The sequence below is a fragment of the Streptomyces violascens genome (assembly GCF_014649955.1).
GTDB lineage: Bacteria > Actinomycetota > Actinomycetes > Streptomycetales > Streptomycetaceae > Streptomyces > Streptomyces violascens.
Genome location: NZ_BMUA01000004.1, coordinates 405,264 through 423,274 on the forward strand (window position 1 = coordinate 405,264; position 18,011 = coordinate 423,274).

At 72.5% G+C, this 18,011-nt stretch carries 15 protein-coding genes; 7 read left to right on the forward strand and 8 right to left on the reverse strand.

Annotation, left to right across the window (positions count from 1 at the left end):
• Positions 1 to 47: 47 nt before the first annotated feature.
• Genes IE206_RS12905 through IE206_RS12920 form a run of 4 tightly spaced genes read right to left on the reverse strand, consistent with a single transcriptional unit; the run spans position 48 to position 5,163 of the window.
• Positions 48 to 1,130 carry a hypothetical protein gene (locus tag IE206_RS12905; protein ID WP_189962239.1) on the reverse strand — a complete coding sequence of 361 codons (1,083 nt, stop codon included), beginning with the start codon at positions 1,128 to 1,130 and terminating at the stop codon, positions 48 to 50.
• 22 nt (positions 1,131 to 1,152) lie between these two features.
• A complete protein-coding gene (locus tag IE206_RS12910; RefSeq protein ID WP_189962240.1) occupies positions 1,153 to 3,096 on the reverse strand; it encodes a hypothetical protein in 1,944 nt (647 codons plus the stop codon).
• The gene (locus tag IE206_RS12915) at positions 3,093 to 3,848 is read right to left on the reverse strand and encodes a toll/interleukin-1 receptor domain-containing protein (RefSeq protein WP_189962241.1); all 756 of its coding nucleotides are present in this window, start codon (positions 3,846 to 3,848) and stop codon (positions 3,093 to 3,095) included. Before IE206_RS12915 ends, IE206_RS12910 begins: the two co-directional genes overlap by 4 nt.
• A gap of 28 nt (positions 3,849 to 3,876) precedes the next feature.
• The gene (locus tag IE206_RS12920; RefSeq protein WP_189962242.1) at positions 3,877 to 5,163 is read right to left on the reverse strand and encodes a helix-turn-helix domain-containing protein; all 1,287 of its coding nucleotides are present in this window, start codon (positions 5,161 to 5,163) and stop codon (positions 3,877 to 3,879) included.
• A 212-nt stretch (positions 5,164 to 5,375) separates the two neighbouring features.
• Here IE206_RS12920 and IE206_RS12925 point away from each other — a divergent pair, with 212 nt between their 5' ends.
• Entirely contained in the window at positions 5,376 to 7,523 is a 2,148-nt protein-coding gene (locus IE206_RS12925) for a primosomal protein N' (RefSeq protein WP_189962243.1), read from the forward strand.
• Positions 7,524 to 7,619: 96 nt separating this feature from the next.
• Here the strand turns inward: IE206_RS12925 and IE206_RS12930 are convergent, their stop codons facing one another.
• Entirely contained in the window at positions 7,620 to 8,159 is a 540-nt protein-coding gene (locus IE206_RS12930) for a hypothetical protein (RefSeq protein ID WP_189962244.1), read from the reverse strand.
• Between the two features lie 346 nt (positions 8,160 to 8,505).
• On the opposite strand from IE206_RS12930, the gene fmt reads away from it, so the two are divergent.
• From fmt to IE206_RS12950, 4 genes are all read left to right on the forward strand, one after another.
• Positions 8,506 to 9,450, forward strand: coding sequence for a methionyl-tRNA formyltransferase (gene fmt / locus IE206_RS12935; RefSeq protein ID WP_189962245.1), 945 nt, complete (start codon positions 8,506 to 8,508; stop codon positions 9,448 to 9,450).
• Between the two features lie 38 nt (positions 9,451 to 9,488).
• A complete protein-coding gene (locus tag IE206_RS12940; protein ID WP_189962246.1) occupies positions 9,489 to 10,976 on the forward strand; it encodes an RsmB/NOP family class I SAM-dependent RNA methyltransferase in 1,488 nt (495 codons plus the stop codon).
• A 235-nt stretch (positions 10,977 to 11,211) separates the two neighbouring features.
• Complete coding sequence (gene rpe / locus IE206_RS12945; protein ID WP_053724494.1) at positions 11,212 to 11,895, forward strand: ribulose-phosphate 3-epimerase; 684 nt, start codon at positions 11,212 to 11,214, stop codon at positions 11,893 to 11,895.
• A 92-nt stretch (positions 11,896 to 11,987) separates the two neighbouring features.
• The gene (locus IE206_RS12950; protein ID WP_078966155.1) at positions 11,988 to 13,037 is read left to right on the forward strand and encodes a sugar-binding transcriptional regulator; all 1,050 of its coding nucleotides are present in this window, start codon (positions 11,988 to 11,990) and stop codon (positions 13,035 to 13,037) included.
• A gap of 35 nt (positions 13,038 to 13,072) precedes the next feature.
• On the opposite strand, the gene IE206_RS12955 is transcribed toward IE206_RS12950, so the two are convergent.
• The 3 genes from IE206_RS12955 to IE206_RS12965 are packed head-to-tail and all read right to left on the reverse strand — an operon-like array spanning position 13,073 to position 17,131.
• Positions 13,073 to 14,161 carry an amidohydrolase family protein gene (locus IE206_RS12955; protein WP_226598736.1) on the reverse strand — a complete coding sequence of 363 codons (1,089 nt, stop codon included), beginning with the start codon at positions 14,159 to 14,161 and terminating at the stop codon, positions 13,073 to 13,075.
• Positions 14,162 to 15,511 carry a glutamine synthetase family protein gene (locus IE206_RS12960; protein WP_189962247.1) on the reverse strand — a complete coding sequence of 450 codons (1,350 nt, stop codon included), beginning with the start codon at positions 15,509 to 15,511 and terminating at the stop codon, positions 14,162 to 14,164.
• Between the two features lie 39 nt (positions 15,512 to 15,550).
• The gene (locus IE206_RS12965; protein ID WP_189962248.1) at positions 15,551 to 17,131 is read right to left on the reverse strand and encodes an ATP-dependent DNA ligase; all 1,581 of its coding nucleotides are present in this window, start codon (positions 17,129 to 17,131) and stop codon (positions 15,551 to 15,553) included.
• A 70-nt stretch (positions 17,132 to 17,201) separates the two neighbouring features.
• On the opposite strand from IE206_RS12965, the gene IE206_RS12970 reads away from it, so the two are divergent.
• Both IE206_RS12970 and IE206_RS12975 read left to right on the forward strand, forming a co-directional pair.
• On the forward strand, positions 17,202 to 17,624 hold the full coding sequence (locus IE206_RS12970; RefSeq protein WP_189962249.1) for a guanyl-specific ribonuclease: 423 nt from the start codon (positions 17,202 to 17,204) through the stop codon (positions 17,622 to 17,624).
• On the forward strand, positions 17,621 to 17,959 hold the full coding sequence (locus IE206_RS12975) for a barstar family protein (RefSeq protein WP_189962250.1): 339 nt from the start codon (positions 17,621 to 17,623) through the stop codon (positions 17,957 to 17,959). The genes IE206_RS12970 and IE206_RS12975 overlap by 4 nt, the downstream gene beginning before the upstream one ends.
• Positions 17,960 to 18,011 lie beyond the last annotated feature (52 nt).

Genomic DNA, 18,011 nt, shown 5'->3' on the forward strand with positions numbered 1-18,011 from the left:
GACCGGGTTCGGTTCGGGGCCCTCGTGTGCTTGCTCCCTGAATCCGGTCATGACTTCGGGGGTGGGGCCTCGGCGGGGTTCTCGGGCATCCTGCCGTCGAAGCGGTATTTGATCTCGGCGGCGGCTTCAGTCTTTCCGTGCGCCTCGGCCACTTGGACCAGATGCTCCGCAAACAGGGCCAGGTCGGGATCGTGCGGGCCGAAGCCGAACCAGGCGAACACGTCGTCCATCCGATGGTCCGGCCCTGCCTCTGGTGGTTCCTCGTGCCGTTCCTGGGCGGTCTCCGGACCGGGCGGGCTCTGCTCGTCGAAGTCCTGCTGCGGCGGAACAAGGGGAGGAGTCACCAGGTGGCGGAACTCCGGTGCCACCTCGTCGTTGTTGGCCGCGGCGGTGAGCCTGGCCAGGACTCCGATCCGATCCACGGTCTCCTCGATCCGGTCCTCGTTGCGGGACAGCCACCACACCACGGCGCTGCCGGTGTCCTTGAGGACGTCGTCGCCCAGATAGTCGCGCTTGTTGCGTTCGTGGTTTCGCTCGTGCTCCCAGACGTCCCGCTCCTTGCGTACGGTCGAGAGTTTGGCCAGCCGTTCCAGATCCGGATCGGGAAGGCAGAGCGAGACGTCCAAGGCCATGGCGAGCAGCCGTTCGCCGGAGTCGGGCCGCATCGTGGCGAGAGCGCCTGCCAGCCGGTGCTGTACCAGCGCGCTCCGGGACGGGGGCTGGCCCGCGGTGATCTCCCGGGCCCGGTGCAGGACGGCATCAACAGCGAGCCCGGACGGGTTGATGAGGGCGGCCCCGTCCGGCGATTCGAGAAGGCTCCAGCGCACTGTGGCCGAGAACAGGAAGTCGTAGTCGGCGACCGCACTCGGCAGTGCGACCCCGCTGACGCGGATCTCCTGGCGCGGGGCTGGTGGTATGGGCAGATCGGGTTCCATGGCCAGGTGGGGCGGGAACCCGTCACGGTCCCTGGACACGAGCCGATTGACCGCCACGGCGGCGGTGACCAGCACGGCGGCCAGGACGGGCCAGGCCCAGCGCGGCCACTGCAGGGCGACTCCCGCGATGACGAGCAGCAGCCCGAGCAGGAGGGTGACGAAGACGGTCATGGTGTTGCGACCTGAGCCGATCATGCTCTCCCCCGATGAGTGGACGTCAGACGGCAGGCACCAGGAAGCCGAGCCCCTGGGCGAAGTTGATCTTCTGGAGGAGCAGGCCCGAGATGCGGGGCCCGTCGAGCCCCGGCGGACCGGCCCGCTCCCAGTCGCGGGCGAACTGGTAGAGGCCACCGAGCAGGGCGGCTTCCTTCCGGCAGCCGTCCACAAGCACGTCGAGCAGCCGCTCCGGGCCGGAGCCGTCCACGACAGCCGTGAACCAGCGGACCGCATACGGCTGCCACTCCTCGCGCGGAAGCTTCCGGAAGACCGCGGCCCAGCCAGCGGTAAGTCCCGCGCGCACCTCCTGCGAGGCGATGAGCCGCGCGAACCGGGTGAGCGCGAGGAACAGACCAAGGTCCCTGGCCCAATCCGATTCATCCAGGCTGCGGCGGACGCGCTGGAGCAGTAGGCGGTACATACGGCTGTTGCCGAGCGCGAGGTCGAGCAGGGCACTGCGCGCGGTGTCCGCCACCCGCCCGTCCGCCCGACGGTCCAGGTGGTGGAGCCGTACCAGCGCTTGGTGCGGGTGGCTGCGCGCCATCGTCTCCGAACAGACCAGTACGAGTACTTGTTTGAGGTTCTGGGGCAGATTTCTGGTGGTCGACCAGTCGTAGATCTGCTGCCGGAATCTCTGGCCGTACTGCTCGTCGGCCAGACCGCGGTTGAGTGCCTGTGCCGCATCTGGGATGAGCCGGACCTGGCCTTGACGGCCGGTCCAGGCATCGGCCAGCCACAGCAGGTCGTCGGGCCGGTCGGCCCTGAGGCACTGCTCGGTGAACCGCGCGATGGCGGGACAGTGTTCGTCCGCGCCGATCCCGGGCCGTGCCAGGCAGTCATGGAACCAGCGACGGAGCGGTTCGGCCAGATCCGGGAAGTACGTCCAGAAGTGGTCCCGGACGCCGCGGTCGTAGTTGTGTGTCCGGAACCGGACGAGCCCGTCAGGGCCGGTTTCCGCGCCCAGCTCGGTCAACTCCCGATTCAGATCCGTCTGTTCCAGGCGCGGCCGTTCGTCGGGTGGGTGGGACAGGGTCGACAGCAGTGCGGAGGCGGTGCGCAGCACCGTGGCCGGCGGGGATTCGTGGAACATCGCGAGGGCGAGCAGCAGGGCCCGTCGGCGGCCCGAGTCGTGGGTGGCCAGGTCCGCGGCGACCTCGGCGCTGCGGTCGGCTACCCGCTTGATGGCCCCGTCGCGCCAGCTCGGGAAGCCTCCGGGAATGCCGCTGTCCCGCAGGTTGCGGATCCGGTCCGCGAGCTCGGCGACCTCCCGCATCGGAACCTTCGCCAGATGGCTCACGAGGCTCTGGACACCCAGCTCCGCGGCCGTCGGGCGGATGTTGTCGAGTTGGAGATACCGGCTGAGTACGTCACGGGAAGAGGGCCTGGTGAGCTCCGCGGTCTGGGCCTTGAGCTCGACCCTCTGCAGGTAGGAGTGATGGTGCGGCAGCACGACGGCGAGCAGGGCCCGCCGCTCGACGAGTCTGGCTCGGAAGTCCGGCAGCTGACGCTGGAGGGAGAGATAGCGGGCTTCGTCAACGGCCGACAGGTCGAGCATCAGCCGGTCACCCTCACTCACCTCGCTCGCGTCGAGAACGGACCCGCTGTCGTCTTCGGTGTCCGGCAGTTCGTACAACCCGCCCGATCCGTCCGCGAGTTCGTGCAGAAGCATCAGGGCGGCGGCCCGCCTGCCCGACCCCGGGCGAGCCGAGAGGAGTACGACGGAGTTCGTCCGGAGCAGCGTGCGTGCTCGCTGCATTCCGCCAGGGGCGACGAACCTCTGGTCCAGCCAGTCGCCGTCGCGGTCCGTGATGCTGCGCAGACTCAGCCCTGCCTCGTGCCGCAGCCGATCCGAGGCGAGGGCGAGCGAGATGTTGAGCTGGGTTCCGTCGCCGGTGTGCATAGGGCCGTAGGACTCGCTGATGTGCGCGCTGTACGGCTCGGTCACTTCTCGGTCCCGGGGCGCTTCGCGTCGCCGAACCGCTGGTGGATGCCACCATGGTTGTCCCGGGCCACGTGATTGGTTCCGTCGCCGTTGATCTGAGGCCCGTTGATCTGGCTGCCGGTCCCGGTGTGCAGGGGCCCGTGCGCCTCGTTGATGAACGAGCCGACATCACCGTGCACGGCGCCTATGCCGCCGCTCTGTTGATCATTGCGGATCGTCGTGGCGCCGGAGGGTATCTTGCTCGTGGCCTTGGGTTCGGCTCCGCGGCGGTCCAGCGAGGCGAGGTCGGGGACCTGGCGGACCAGCCGGTCGCCGAGCCGAGCGAGATCGGCTTGGCCAGTGCGCATGGCGTACCGCTCGTACTGACACTCGGCGAGGGCCTTCAGGGACCGGGGGAGCCGCAGCGGATCGAGCTGCTCCACATGGCGTCCGAGGAGGACCGGCACCACCAGGACCCCGGCGGCGAAAGCCTCTTCGATCTCGCGGCGCACCCAGTCGCCAGGGTTGGTGAGAGCCCTGCGGTCAGGTCGCTTCTGGTCCGGAGCATCGAGCCAGCTGGTTCCGATCAACGCGAGTAACACCCGGCATCGACGGACGCCTTGGATCAGCGTGTCGACGTAATTGGTTCCGGGGGCGATGGACTTCTGGGCGCGGAACACGCTGTCCGTGCCGAAGCGCTTGGACAGCTCGTCGTCGAACCTGTGGGCAGTCTCTTTGCCGTCCTGGGTGCGGTAGTTGATGAAGAGCTCGTGCACGGGATCGGTCCCTTCTCTGTGGACTTCGTCAGGAGGCGCGGTGCGGCAGAACCGATGTGAGATGGGGAGCCACCTCGCGTACACCGGCGTTGCGTGGGTGCCGGGCGAGCAGCCGGGCGAGCCGGCGCAGATCGGTGGCGATGGTCGCCGAGTCGACCGCGGCGGCGGACGAGAGCAGCTCCGACGTGATGACGCAGGCCTGGTCGATCTCACCGGCCGCAGCGTGCGCGAGGGCGCGGCGCGCACCGTGCCGGGCCCGAGCGCGCAGCGCATGCGTGGAGAGCCGGGCCGTTTGCCGGTCGAGGAGTTCCGCGGCCTGCCTCGGCCTGCCCAGTTCGTACAAGCACCAGCCTGTGTACATCGCGACGACATCGGGCACGTGCGAGGCGCCGAGCACGGGTGAGTCGGAACGGTCCTTGTCCGCCGCGAGCAGTTCTTGAGCCTGGTCCAGAGACCGCATGGCCGCGCTGTGCTCACCCGTCACCGCGAGGCTCTGTGCTCGGTGCTGGGCTGCCAGCCCGCGGATCCGCGGACCCGCCGGGCTCTGCAGTGCCTGCTCGGCAAGCTCCGCGGCCTGTGCCGGATCGCCGCCGAACAGGCAGATCAGCGACCGCCGGACCAGAGCGTATGCGGCGAGGGCGCCGTCGCCGCCGCCTTGAGCGAGCTGCACCGCACGGTCCGTCCACCACAGGGCCGTACGGTCGTCGCCGGCCTCCTGCGCCATCCAGCCCGTGTATTCCGCGTACCGGGAGGCGAGGACCAGTAACTCGCCCCTCGTCCGGGGCCCGGCGAGGCGGGCCAGCTGTTCCAGGGAGTGGGTCTGGGCGATCAGCGCCGGCAGCAGGCTCCGGGGCGTTACGGCCTGGCCGATCCTGCGGAACTGGTCGAACAGCATCCGGGATGCTTCGACGAGCGTGTTCGCTCCGGTGCCCACTGGCAAGGCGTCACCGCTCAGCTGGAGTGAGAGGGCCGATGCCGCGCCGACCGCGATCAGGCTGCGGCGTTTCACCGGCTGGAGCGTGCTGTCGCCGTCCTTGTCGAGATACATCAACCACACCTCGTCGTCGCGCCCGGGAGCAGGCAGGGACATCGGTGAAACTGCCGGTTCCAGCAGCCTGGCCAGGGCGCCGTCGGCAGCGAGTTCGGTGTCGCACAGGCGGGCGAGCTCAAGACTCGGGCGCTTGAGTCCGCGTTCCACCTTGCTCAGCTGGGCCTTGCTGTAGTGCACACGCCTGCCGAGCTGCTCCAGCGAGAGTTCCGCCGCGAGACGTCGCCGGCGAAGTTCTTCTCCGAAGCTGTACGGGTGCTGCTGCACGTGAACCTCCGTCGCTGCCGTCCGGGAGGCCGACGACGACGCGAATCAGCGTGCGGCAGCCGACCGAGCGGAACAAGGCGAATGGGGACGTTTCCCGTTTCCTCATCCGGAGCGAATCGCACCCCTTTCAGGCTGTCGAGGGAGCCAGGCCGGAACCGGCCAGCGACCTGCGGCCGAGGCCGTTGTCAGTCCGGTCTGGTAGGAATTTGGCTGTGAGCAGCGAGAACGAACGGCAGGGTGGGGGCGCCGAGGGCGCGGGGCCGGAGCAGCTTGCGCTCATTCGGGAGACGGTGCGCAAGGCCAAGGTGCCCAAGGCCAAGCCGCGCACCTGGCGGGGCGCGGCGCTCGCCAAGGAGCTGCCGGTCGCCCGGGTCGTGGTGAACAAGGGGGTGCTGCATCTTGATCAGTACTTCGACTACGCCGTGCCGGAAGAGCTCGATGCCGATGCGCAGCCCGGGGTGCGGGTGCGGGTGCGGTTCGGAGCCGGGGCACGCAATGTGCGGGACGGGCGCCGGGAGGGCGGCGGTCTGATCGACGGGTTCCTCGTCGAGCGGCGTGCCGAGTCGGACTACTCGGGCCCCCTGGCCGCGCTCGCCGGCGTCGTCTCTCCGGAGCGGGTGCTCAGCGCGGACATGCTGGCGCTCGCCCGGGCCGTCGCCGACCGGTACGCGGGCAGCCTCGCCGATGTGCTGCAGCTCGCTGTCCCGCCCCGCAACGCCAGGGCCGAGGCGAAGCCGTCGCCCGAGCCGTGCCCGCCCCCGCCCGAGCCGGCCGCCGCGACCTGGGAGCGGTATCCGCAAGGGCCCGCGTTCCTCAGGGCGTTGGCCGACGGCGGGGCACCCCGCGCTGTGTGGACCGCGCTGCCCGGGCCGCACTGGACGCAGGAGATCGCCCGGGCCGTCGGGGCCACGCTCGCCTCGGGGCGCGGCGCCCTCGTCGTCGTGCCGGACGGGCGCAGCGCGGGCCGGGTCGACGCGGCACTCACCGAGCTGCTCGGCGAGGGAAGGCATGCACTGCTCACCGCGGAGTCGGGTCCCGAGCGGCGCTATCGGCAGTGGCTCGCGGTACGGCGCGGCGCGGTGCGGGCCGTGGTCGGCACCCGCGCGGCGATGTTCGCGCCCGTCGAACGCCTGGGGCTCGTCGTGGTGTGGGAGGACGGGGACTCCAGCCACAGCGACGACAACGCCCCGTTCCCGCATGTCCGTGAGGTCCTCGAACTGCGGGCCGCGCACGACAAGTGCGGCTTCCTGCTCGGGAGTACGAGCTGCACGGTCGAGGCCGCCCAGCTGGTGCAGAGCGGCTGGGCCGCGCCCCTGGTCGCCGACCGGGCCGTGGTGCGGGCCGCGGCCCCGCTCGTACGCACCGTGGGAGACGGGGAGCTGGCGCGCGACGAGGCGGCGCGGGCGGCACGGCTGCCGAGCCTGGCCTGGCAGGCCGTGCGGGACGGGCTGAAGACCGGCCCCGTTCTCGTGCAGGTGCCGAGGCGGGGCTACGCGCCCCGGCTCGCCTGCGCCCGCTGCCGTACGCCCGCCCGGTGCGGACAGTGCGCCGGCCCGCTGGAGGCGCCGGACGAGCGGGAGTTGCGGTGCACGTGGTGCGGCACGGCCGAGACCGACTGGCACTGCGCCGAGTGCGGAACGAACCGGCTGCGGGCCCAGATCGTGGGCGCGAGGCGGACCGCCGAGGAGCTCGGCCGGGCCTTCCCCGCGGTGCCCGTGCGCACCTCGGGGCGCGACCACGTCCTGGACAGCGTGCCGGGCCGGCCCTCGCTCGTGGTGTCCACGCCGGGCGCCGAGCCCGTCGCCGAAGGCGGCTACGCGGCGGCCCTGCTCCTCGACGGCTGGGCGATGCTCAGCCGGCCCGACCTCCGGGCAGGTGAGGAGGCGCTGCGCCGCTGGATCTCGGCGGCCTCGCTGGTGCGCGGTCAGAGCGAGGGCGGCACCGTGGTCGTGGTGGCCGAGCCCACGCTGCGGCCGGTGCAGGCGCTGGTCCGCTGGGACCCGGTCGGGCACGCCGTGCGCGAACTGGCCGAGCGGGCCGAGCTCGGCTTCCCCCCGGTCTCCCGGATGGCCGAGGCCGTCGGGCGCCCCGAGGCGGTCGAGGCCTTCCTCATGGCAGCCCAACTGCCGCCCGACGCCCAGGTGTTGGGCCCCGTCCCGCTGCCGGTCGCCGATCCCGGGCGGCCGCGCCGGCCCGGTGACCCACCGGTCGGAGAGCGCTGGGAGCGGGCCCTTGTACGGGTCCCGCCGGGCAGCGGCGCGGCCCTGGCCGCCGCCCTCAAGGCCGCCCAGGCCGCGCGGCTGGCCCGCGGTGGCGGCGACCCGGTGCGCATCAGGATCGACCCGCCGGACATCGGCTGAGGCCCGCACAGCCGCCCCTGGCCATCACATGGGTGTGCCCTCGCGACACGTCCGAAGACACGTACAAACGCGAGGGCACGAAGGGGCGGAAGCGGGTCAGCCGTTGCGGGGGCCGGGGAAGGCGCTGGTGCGGACCTCCTCGCGCAGGGACTGGCTGCTCGCCGTCGGCTGGGGCGGCATAGAACGGGCGGCGGGCACCGCGGGCACGGTCGGCAGCGGCGGCAGTGTGCGGGTCGGCGCCGCGTCGACGGGACGCTCGGTGTCGACCTGGCCCGCGGCCTGGGCGGTCGCCCGGCGGGACCCGTAACGGCGGTGCACCGCCTGCTTGGTGACGCCGAGCGCCGAGCCCACCGCGTCCCAGGAGAAACCGAGGGAGCGGTCGAAGTCCACGGCCGCGGTCACCAGCGTCTCGACGCTGTCCCGCAGCTCCTGGGCGAGCCGTACGGTCGGGGCCGGGGCGCGTCCGTACACGACGAAGCCCGTGGAGGGGCCGGAGCGGCGCGGGCGGTAGACGTTGCCCAGCTGCGCGGTGAGGGTGCGCAGTGCGTCCACCTGCCGGCGGACCCGCTCGATGTCCCGCACCAACAGGTGCAGGCTGGCCCGCGCTTGGGCGTCGTGGGTTGCGTGGTCGGCCATGAGCAAGCCTCTCGAACCGGCGATGAAAGGGATGAGGAAGGGGATCGTGAAGACGGAGTTGTCATGCGTTCTGCTGTTGCTGTGTTGACGTGCTGGCAGTGCTGAAAAGGTGCGGGCCGCAGAAGCGGCCCGGTTCGGTCAATCTCTCTTGACCAACGCGCTACCCGCTGTTGTGGTCACGCTGCGGGGGCGTATGGGCACATGCACGGGGCGCACAAGTCCCCGTACGCCCCTGCCGTACCGCCTCGGCGGTCGGGGCGCACAGGGGCGGACACCTGGGCGTACGCCCGCCGCCCCGGGGCCCATAGACTGAGACGCTGCTCTCGACAAAGCGAGGTAACCCCCAGTGAAGCTCGTCTTCGCAGGCACCCCCGAGGTCGCCGTCCCCGCCCTGGACGCCCTGATCGCATCCGGCCGCCACGAGGTCGCCGCGGTCGTCACCCGGCCCGACGCACCCGCCGGGCGCGGCCGCCGGCTGGTGGCGAGCCCGGTCGCCGAGCGCGCCGAGGAGGCCGGCATCGAGGTCCTGAAGCCCGTGAAGCCGCGGGACGAGCAGTTCCTGGCCCGGCTGCGCGAGATCGCGCCGGACTGCTGCCCGGTCGTCGCGTACGGCGCGCTTCTCCCCAAGGCCGCCCTCGACATCCCGGCGCACGGCTGGGTCAACCTGCACTTCTCGCTGCTGCCCGCCTGGCGCGGGGCCGCGCCCGTCCAGCACGCCGTCATGGCGGGCGACGAGATCACCGGCGCCGCCACCTTCCTGATCGAGGAGGGGCTCGACTCGGGCCCGGTGTACGGCACGGTCACCGAGGAGGTCAGGCCCACGGACACCAGCGGCGACCTGCTCACCCGGCTCGCGTTCGCGGGCTCCGGCCTGCTCGCGGCGACCATGGACGGCATCGAGGACGGCTCCCTGAAGGCCGTTCCGCAGCCCGCCGACGGCATCTCGCTCGCCCCGAAGATCACCGTCGAGATGGCGCACGTCGACTGGGCGGCCCCGGCGCTGCGCGTCGACCGTGTGGTGCGCGGCTGCACGCCGGCGCCCGGCGCCTGGACCGTGTTCCGCGGCGAACGCCTCAAGCTGATCCAGGCGGCCCTGGTCACCGACCGCACCGACCTCGCACCCGGCGAGCTCTCCGTGGCCAAGAACAACGTGTACGTCGGCACCGGCTCGCACGCCGTGGAGCTGCTCTGGGTCCAGCCCCAGGGCAAGAAGCCGATGCGCGGCGCGGACTGGGCCCGTGGCGTCCGCATCGCCCCGGGTGAGCGCCTGGGAGCGGCGGACGTACGCTGAGAGGGTTCGCCCCATCTGATCAGCGGAGCACCTTTCACGTGAACGATTCGCCACGTCGCAGCCCGAACCCCAAGGCGGGCAAGGGCGGCAGCCCGAACCCCAACGGGGGCAGGACCGGCAAGCCGTACCGCCGTCCCAAGAAGGACCCGGTCCGCATCCTCGCCTTCGAGGCCCTGCGGGCCGTCGACGAGCGCGACGCCTACGCCAACCTCGTCCTGCCCCCGCTGCTCCGCAAGGCGCGCGAGGGCGGGGACTTCGACGCCCGCGACGCGGCGCTGGCCACCGAGCTCGTCTACGGGACGCTGCGCCGCCAGGGCACGTACGACGCGATCATCGCGGCCTGCATCGACCGGCCGCTGCGCGAGGTCGACCCGCCGGTGCTCGACGTGCTCGCGCTCGGCGCGCACCAGCTGCTCGGCACCCGGATCCCCACCCACGCCGCGGTCTCCGCGAGCGTGGAGCTGGCGCGCGTGGTGCTCGGCGACGGGCGGGCCAAGTTCGTCAACGCCGTTCTGCGGAAGATCTCGGCGGACGACCTCGACGGCTGGCTGGAGAAGGTCGCGCCCTCCTATGAGGACGACGCCGAGGACCACCTCGCGGTCGTCCACTCGCATCCGCGCTGGGTCGTCTCGGCGCTGTGGGACTCCCTCGGCGGCGGCCGGGCCGGCATCGAGGACCTCCTGGAGGCCGACAACGAGCGCCCCGAGGTGACCCTGGTCGCCCGCCCCGGCCGCTCCACCACCGACGAACTCCTCGACGCGCTCGGCGAGGAGGGCGGCCTGCCCGGCCGCTGGTCGCCGTACGCCGTGCGGATGGCCGAGGGCGGCGAGCCCGGCGCCCTCGACGCCGTACGGGAGGGCCGGGCAGGCGTTCAGGACGAGGGCAGCCAGCTGGTGGCCGCCGCCCTCGCGGGCGCCCCCCTGGAGGGCCGGGACGAGCGCTGGCTGGACGGCTGCGCAGGCCCCGGCGGCAAGGCCGCGCTGCTCGCTGCCCTGGCAGCCGGCCGTGGCGCCGCCCTGCTCGCCTCCGAGAAGCAGCCGCACCGCGCCCGCCTGGTCGAGCGCGCCCTTGCCGGCAACCCGGGCCCGTACCAGGTCATCGCGGCCGACGGCACGCGCCCGCCGTGGCTGCCCGGGTCCTTCGACCGCGTCCTGGTCGACGTGCCCTGCTCCGGGCTCGGCGCCCTGCGCCGTCGCCCGGAGGCCCGCTGGCGCCGCCGCCCCGAGGACCTGGAAAGCTTCGCTCCGCTTCAGCGCGGGCTGCTGCGCGAGGCCCTGTCGGCGGTCCGTGTCGGCGGTGTCGTCGGGTACGCCACCTGCTCACCGCACCTGGCCGAGACCCGGATCGTCGTCGAGGACGTCCTCAAGGGCCGCGGCGGCGCCGAGCCCGTCGAGGCCGAGTGGATCGACGTGCGCCCGCTGATGCCCGGCGTCGCGGGCCTGGGCGACGGACCCGACGTACAGCTGTGGCCGCACCTGCACGGCACGGACGCGATGTACCTCGCCCTCCTGAGGCGCACCGCCTGATGAGCCGGGCCCGGATCCGTCCGGGCCCGAACTCGGCGCCCCCGTACGGGAGTTGAGCGGATCACGGTTTGGCTGCCCGGGGTGCCGAAAGTGCTCCAGCCGCACGTCCCGGCAGCCGAAGGATCATGTTCCGGGGCCCACCGAATCCGCAGGATCGCCCGTTCCGTACGGATCCGGACAGGCTTCGACCGGCACCGTGGCAGGCAAGTTGCCCAGGGCATGGCAGGCTTGGGGCATGGCTCAGATCAACCCCAGCATCCTTTCCGCGGACTTCGCCAGGCTGGCCGACGAGGCAAAGGCCGTCCAAGGCGCCGACTGGCTGCATGTCGATGTGATGGACAACCACTTCGTGCCCAACCTCACGCTGGGGGTGCCCGTAGTGGAATCCCTCAGCCGGGCGACGAAGACGCCGCTGGACTGCCATCTGATGATCGAGGACCCGGACCGCTGGGCCCCGCAGTACGTGGAGGCGGGGGCCGGCTCGGTCACCTTCCACGTGGAGGCGGCGGCGGCCCCGGTCCGGCTTGCCCGGGAGATCCGTGCCAAGGGCGCCCGCGCCTCGATGGCGCTGAAGCCCGCGACGCCGATCGAGCCGTACGAGGACCTGCTCCCCGAGCTCGACATGCTGCTGATCATGACCGTGGAGCCGGGCTTCGGCGGCCAGTCCTTCCTGGACATCATGCTGCCGAAGATCCGCCGGACCCGTGAGCTGATCAGCAAACACGGACTTGAACTGTGGCTCCAGATCGACGGCGGCGTCTCGGCCTCCACGATCGAGCGCTGCGCCGAGGCCGGAGCCGACGTCTTCGTCGCCGGTTCGGCCGTCTACGGGGCCCACGATCCGGCCGAAGCGGTGCGCACCCTGCGCTCCCTGGCTGAACAGGCGACGGCGAGCGCACCCTGGGCATGCGCACACTGAGCCGCCACTGAGTGAACGGAACCCTTCGGGGCTGATCAAGGACCGTTGGATCTGACAGGATGAACAGCGAGTCCGGTGCGTGAACAGCAGTTGTGAACAGCAGTGAGGAGATCGCGGTGTCTGCAATGTCGGCGGGTCGGTCAGCCCTGCGGATGGGACCCGCGGAGCTGGTGCAGGCGGCGGCCATGGCCCGCCGCTTCTACCTGGAGGGCAAGTCCAAGATCCAGATCGCCGAGGAGTTCGGCGTGAGCCGCTTCAAGGTGGCCCGGGTCCTGGAGACCGCCCTGGAGCGGGATCTCGTACGGATCGAGATCCGCGTCCCCGCCGAACTGGACGCGGAGCGCTCCGACGCCCTGCGCGCCCGGTACGGACTGCGGCACGCGGTCGTCGTCGAGTCCCCGGCCGAGGGCGAGGAGACCTCGCCCGACCCGGAGAACCTCGGCGAGACGGCCGCCGACCTGCTCGGCGAGCTCGTCAGCGAGGGTGACGTCCTGGGCCTTGCCTGGGGCCGCTCCACCATCCACATGGCCGCCGCCCTGGACCGGCTGCCGCCCTGCACGGTCGTCCAGCTGACCGGCGTGTACGACGCGGGCACCGCCGAGCGCGGCTCCGTCGAGGCCGTACGCCGTGCCGCCCAGGTCTCCGGCGGCGAGGCCCACCCCATCTACGCCCCGATGCTGCTGCCCGACCCGGCGACCGCCGCCGCGCTGCGCAACCAGACCGGGATCGCCCGCGCCTTCGAGTACTTCGACAAGGTGACGGTCGCCGCGGTGTCCATCGGCTCGTGGGAGCCGGGCATCTCCACGGTCCACGACATGCTGACCGACGAGGAGCGGGCGCACTACGCCTCGCTCGGCGTCGCCGCCGAGATGTCCGCGCACCTCTTCGACGCGGAGGGCCGCCGGGTCGGCCGCGACCTGGGGGAGCGCTGCATCACCGTCGAGGCGGACCGGCTGCGCCGCATCCCGGAGGTCGTCGCGATCGCCGGGGGCCAGCGCAAGGCCGCGGCGATCGACGCGGTGCTCCGCTCGGGCCTGGTGACCAGCCTGGTCACGGACACGGCCGCCGCCGACTTCCTCCTCAACGAGACCGGTCCCAAGCCGCGGCCCGCGCTCGACCGCGCGGACCCGGACGGAATCTGAGGTACCGGGGGCCCGCGCCCCCGGTACCGCACGTCTCACGATCCGTAGACCCGCTCGGCGTTGCCCGCCGACACCAGCGCCGCCACCCGCTCCGCGTCCGCGGCCGACCACGCCCCCGACCCGGTCCAGCCGTTCAGGAGCCGGTCCAGGGCCTCCCGGTAGAGCCGCGCCCCCACGACGTACAGCTCCGCGAGCCCGTACGCGTCCGTCGAGAACAGCAGCTTGCCGAACGGGGCCAGTTCGAGGAACTCGGCGAGCACCGCCCCGGCCCGTGCCCCGGTGTGCGTGAGCGAGAGGCCCACGTCCGCGTACACATGCGGGTACACCTGGGCCAGATAGGCCGCATTGCGGTGGTACGGGTAGCCGTGCAGCAGGATCACCCGGCAGCCCGTCGGGCGCACCGCCCGGATGAAGTCGGTGAGCAGCAGCGGATCGCAGCGGTGCAGCCTGAGGTCGGGGTCGCCGAACCCGGTGTGCAGCTGGAGCGGAAGACCCGTCCCCGCCGCCGACCACAGCAGGTGGCGCAGCAGTACGGGCGAGGTGATCCGGCCCGCCCCGGCGGCCAGCCAGCCCGCGGTGGCCGCGCGGAGTTCGGCCGGGCCCGGCGGCTCGGGGGAGAGGTCGAGGCCGTAGCGGTATCCGGCCACCGACTTGAAGCCCGCGGCGGTGCGGGCCGCGGCGGCGACCGCATCGGCGAGGGCCGCCAGGAACTTGTCCGGATCTCTCACCTCCTCGGCGACGCGCTCGGCGAGGAGTTCCAGGCGTACGATCTCGCGCGCCGCGGCCCCGCTCGCCTCGGCCAGCTCGGCCGGGCTCGTCAGATCACCCGGCAGCCCCGTGTCGACCAGGAACGTGGCGATGCCGCTGGCGCTCAGGAGCAGCCGGTTGGCCTCCTGGGCGCCCAGTTCGCGGCGGCGGGCCAGATAGCGCTCCGGCGGGCAGTGCGCGTCGAGGCCGAGCAGCGGCGGGCACCAGCGGCGCACCGCGAAGCCGAGCTGGGTGTCGAAGAAGCTGGTGCCCGGTGCGGCCGGGGCGTCGGACTCGGTCAGGAACGCCTCGAACGCGGCGTCGTCGGGGTCGGAGCGCAGCACACCGTGACAGTGGTGGTCGACGAGCGGCAGCACTCAGTACCTCCCGCGCGTGGCCTCGGCGATCTCCTGCGGGCTGTGGCCGTCGAAGAGCTTCGTCTCCGCCTGGCGCACCGAGACGATCGCCTCGAAGAGCCGGTCGCCGAGCGCCTCGCGCAGCACCGCCGACTCCGTGAAGTGGCTCAGCGCCTCGGTCAGCGAGGCGGGCAGCCGCCGGGAGCCCTCGGCGTTGACGGGGTCGCCCGACACCGGCTCGGGCAGGCGCAGGCCCGCCTCCAGCCCGGCGAGCCCGGCGGCGATCAGCGAGCCCGTCACCAGGTACGGGTTGGCGGCCGGGTCGAACGACTTGACCTCGGCGTTCGCCGCCCCCTCGGCGCCGGGCGGCCCCGGGACGAACCGCAGCGCCGCCTCCCGGTTCTCCGGGCCCCAGCACTGGAAGGCCCCGGCCCAGCGGGACGGCGCGAGGCGCAGATAGCTCGCCGGGGTCGGGGCGCCGATGGCGAGCAGCGCGGGCAGCGCGTCGAGGATCCCGGCGAGGAAGGCCTCGCTGGTCGGCGTCATCCCGCAGGGGCCGTCACCGCCCCGGCAGAGGTTGCCGCCGTCCTGCCAGAGGCTGAGATGGACATGGCCGCCGTTGCCGACGCCCTCGGGGTCGACGACAGGACCGAACCACGGGGTCAGGCCGTGCTGGAGCGACACCGCCCGGATCGTCTCGCGGACCAGGACCGCGAGGTCCGCGGCCCCCACCGGGTCCGCCGGGGCGACCGACACCTCGAACTGGCCCGGCGTGTACTCCGGGTGGATCTGGAGCACCTCGACGCCCTGCGCCTCCAGCGCGCCGACCACATCACCCACGTACGCCGAACGCTCGACGACCCGGGCCATCCCGTACGCCGGACCCGCCAGCGGCGGGTCGACGACCCACTCCGTCTCGAAGCCCATCCGCAGCTCGATGCCGCGCTCGGCGGCCCGCTCGGTCATCCGGCGCGCGAACTGCCGCTGACAGGCGTCGTACGGCTGCCCCGACTGCTCGAAGCGGTCGACCGGCGCCCACGCCCAGCCGGGCTGGGCGGCGAGCACGGTGAGCCGGTCCAGGTCGGGGATGAGGCGGAGGTCGCCGTCGGGGCCGCCGATGTATGGGCTGCTGGTGACCGAGTCGTCCACCAGGTACACGTCGAAGACCGGCGACATGCCCACCCCGTGCGCCGCGACCTGGGCGAGCCGCGTCGTCGGCACGACCTTGACGCGGGTGAGGCCCGCGACGTCCACCCAGGTCAGCGCCACCGTCCGCACCCCCTCGGCGGTCAGCCTGGCGGCCGCGAGGCCCGCCTCCTGTGACCGCCGTCGTGCCTGCTCCCGCTGTGCCGTGCTGTGACCCTGCTCCACCGGTTCAATCCCTTCCGTCGCGATGGAGGTCCCCCCGGTTCATGGGGGTCCCCCCTGGCCCTCAAGGCCTTGGGGGAGAAGCCGAGAACCTGGGGGAGCCATGACTGTCGCGACCGTGTCCGCATCCGAGGCCCTCTTGTCCTCGCGATAGCGCACTACCCGTGCGAACCGAAGTGTCACCCCTTCCGGGTACCGCGATGATCTCTGTAGGCCGTCGAAGGCCACCTCGACGACGAGTTCCGGCCGCACTCGCACACCCCACGGCTCCTCGGCCACCGCCAACTCCCGCAGCCGCTCGGTCTGCCAGACGAGCAGCGCGTCGGTGAGCCCCTTGAACGTCTTGCCCAGCATCGCGAACGTCCCGTCCTCGCGGCGCGCCCCGAGGTGCAGGTTGGAGAGCGTGCCGCTGCGCCGGCCGTGCCCCCACTCGGCCGCGAGGACCACCAGGTCAAGCGTGTGCACGGGCTTGACCTTCAGCCACGAGGCGCCGCGCCGGCCAGCCGCGTACGTCGAGTCGAGCGCCTTGAGGACCACGCCCTCGTGCCCGCGCTCCAACGTCGCGGCCGCGAACTCCTCGGCGCCGCGCCGCAGTTGGGGATCGGCCGGATCCGCCACCACGAACCGCCGTACGCGCCGCGGCTCGGGCGCGATGCGGGCGAGCTCGGCATGGCGCTCGTGCACCGGCAGGTCGAGCAGATCCCGGCCGTCCACCGACAACAGGTCGAAGAAGACGGGGGAGAGCGGCAGTCGGCCCTGGGCGCCCTCGACGTCGAGCCGGGAGCCGACGCGTGAGGCGATGTCCTGGAACGAGCGCGGCCGCCCGTCGGGACCGAGGGCGATCACCTCACCGTCGAGCACGGCCTTGCGTGCCGTCAGCTCCCTTGCCGCGGCGACCACTTCGGGCAGTCGCTCGGTGATCTCGGCAAGGGTGCGGGTGAAGACCCGTACCGCGTCCCCGTCCTTGTGGACCTGGGCGCGGATGCCGTCGAGCTTCTCCTCGACCGCGCACGGGCCGAGCCGGTCGAGCGCCTCGGCGACGTCCTTCGCGCTCTGCGCGAGCATCGGCAGGACGGGGCGGCCCACATCCAGCCGGAAGGCGGCGAGCGCGGCCGGCCCCTCGGCGAGCAACGCGCGGGCCACAGTGCCGAGCGAGCCGCCCAGCATGACCGCGCGCCGCACGTCCGCCGCGGGTGCGCCGGCCGCCGCCGCGAGCCCCTCGACGGCCGCCGCGTCCAGCGCGCCCTGCCGCACCTCGCCGGTGATCAGCGCGAACAGGAAGCGCTGCTCCTCCTCGGTGGCCGCCCCCATGAGCTCCCCGGCGAGCCGCTTGCGCTCACCCTGGGCTCCCTTCCCGGAGACGGCCGAGATTCGGTCGAGGCGTTCGTCGACCTCGCGCACGGTGAGCCGGGCCGAAGCGGCGGGCGGCGGGCGGTCCTTGAGGGTGTTCCACCCGAGCCCGGTACGCCGCTGGGGCAGCCGCCCCGCGAGGTAGGTGACGACGAGCGGCGCCTCGTCGGGCTCGGTGGCCGAGAACAGCCGGGCGAGCAGCGCGGACTTCTCCGAGCGCGAGGAGGTGGCGGCGATCTCGGCCGAGGTTCTGGCCACGTCGGCGAGCAGCATGGATCCATCGTGACCGGGGACTTCTGGGTACGCATTCGCTCGTACCGCCATCGGATGGGAGCATCGGAGCATGATCAACAGGTTTGCCCGGATCACCTTCGCCTCGGTCCTCGCCTGCCTCGCCGTGCTGCTCGTCGGCTGCGGCGGCAAGGACAGCGCGAAACCGGCGGGCGCAAAGCCCTCCACAGCCGCCTCGACGCCCGCCTGGGTCAAGGGCATGGCCACGGTCCCGGCGGACCGGCTGCCGCCCGAGGCGCGCCAGACCCTCAAGCTCATCGACAAGGGCGGACCGTTCCCGTACAGCAAGGACGGCGTGGTGTTCGGCAACTTCGAGAAGCTCCTGCCGCAGCAGAAACGCGGCTACTACCACGAGTACACGGTGCAGAACCCGAAGTCCCGGGACCGCGGCGCATGGCGCATCGTCACCGGGCAGGGCCACGAGTTCTACTGGACCGACGACCACTACAAGAGCTTCAAGGCGGTGCTGCGATGACGGCCGACCCGTTCAGCGGCCTGCTCGCCGGTGCCCGCGCCGAGGGCTGGTCCACGGTGCTGCTCGACCTGGCCGGAGTCACCGGCAAACCCGCCCTGATGGACCGCTTCGCCCGTGCCCTGGACCTTCCCGACTGGTTCGGCCGCAACTGGGACGCCCTGGCCGACTCCCTGGGCGACCTCCCCACGGGCGAGAGCGGCCTGCTCCTGATCGTCACCGGCTGGCAGGCATACGCCGACGCCTGCCCCGAGGAGTGGGCCGTCGCCCGGGAAATCCTGGACTCGGCGACGGGCCCGGGGCTCTGCGCGGTGCTGGCGCTCGGAGGATCGCACTAGGCCACACGTCCCAGCCCTGGACGATCGGCCCGGGCGGCGCAATCGTACGAAC

What these genes read in the sequence shown, in the direction of transcription:
- IE206_RS12975 (WP_189962250.1), top strand. Translation starts at nt 17,621, where the DNA reads ATGACGGCCGACCCGTTCAGCGGCCTGCTCGCCGGTGCCCGCGCCGAG.
- IE206_RS12930 (WP_189962244.1), bottom strand. Translation starts at nt 8,159, where the DNA reads ATGGCCGACCACGCAACCCACGACGCCCAAGCGCGGGCCAGCCTGCAC.
- IE206_RS12905 (WP_189962239.1), bottom strand. Translation starts at nt 1,130, where the DNA reads ATGATCGGCTCAGGTCGCAACACCATGACCGTCTTCGTCACCCTCCTG.
- rpe (WP_053724494.1), top strand. Translation starts at nt 11,212, where the DNA reads ATGGCTCAGATCAACCCCAGCATCCTTTCCGCGGACTTCGCCAGGCTG.
- IE206_RS12965 (WP_189962248.1), bottom strand. Translation starts at nt 17,131, where the DNA reads ATGCTGCTCGCCGACGTGGCCAGAACCTCGGCCGAGATCGCCGCCACC.
- IE206_RS12970 (WP_189962249.1), top strand. Translation starts at nt 17,202, where the DNA reads ATGATCAACAGGTTTGCCCGGATCACCTTCGCCTCGGTCCTCGCCTGC.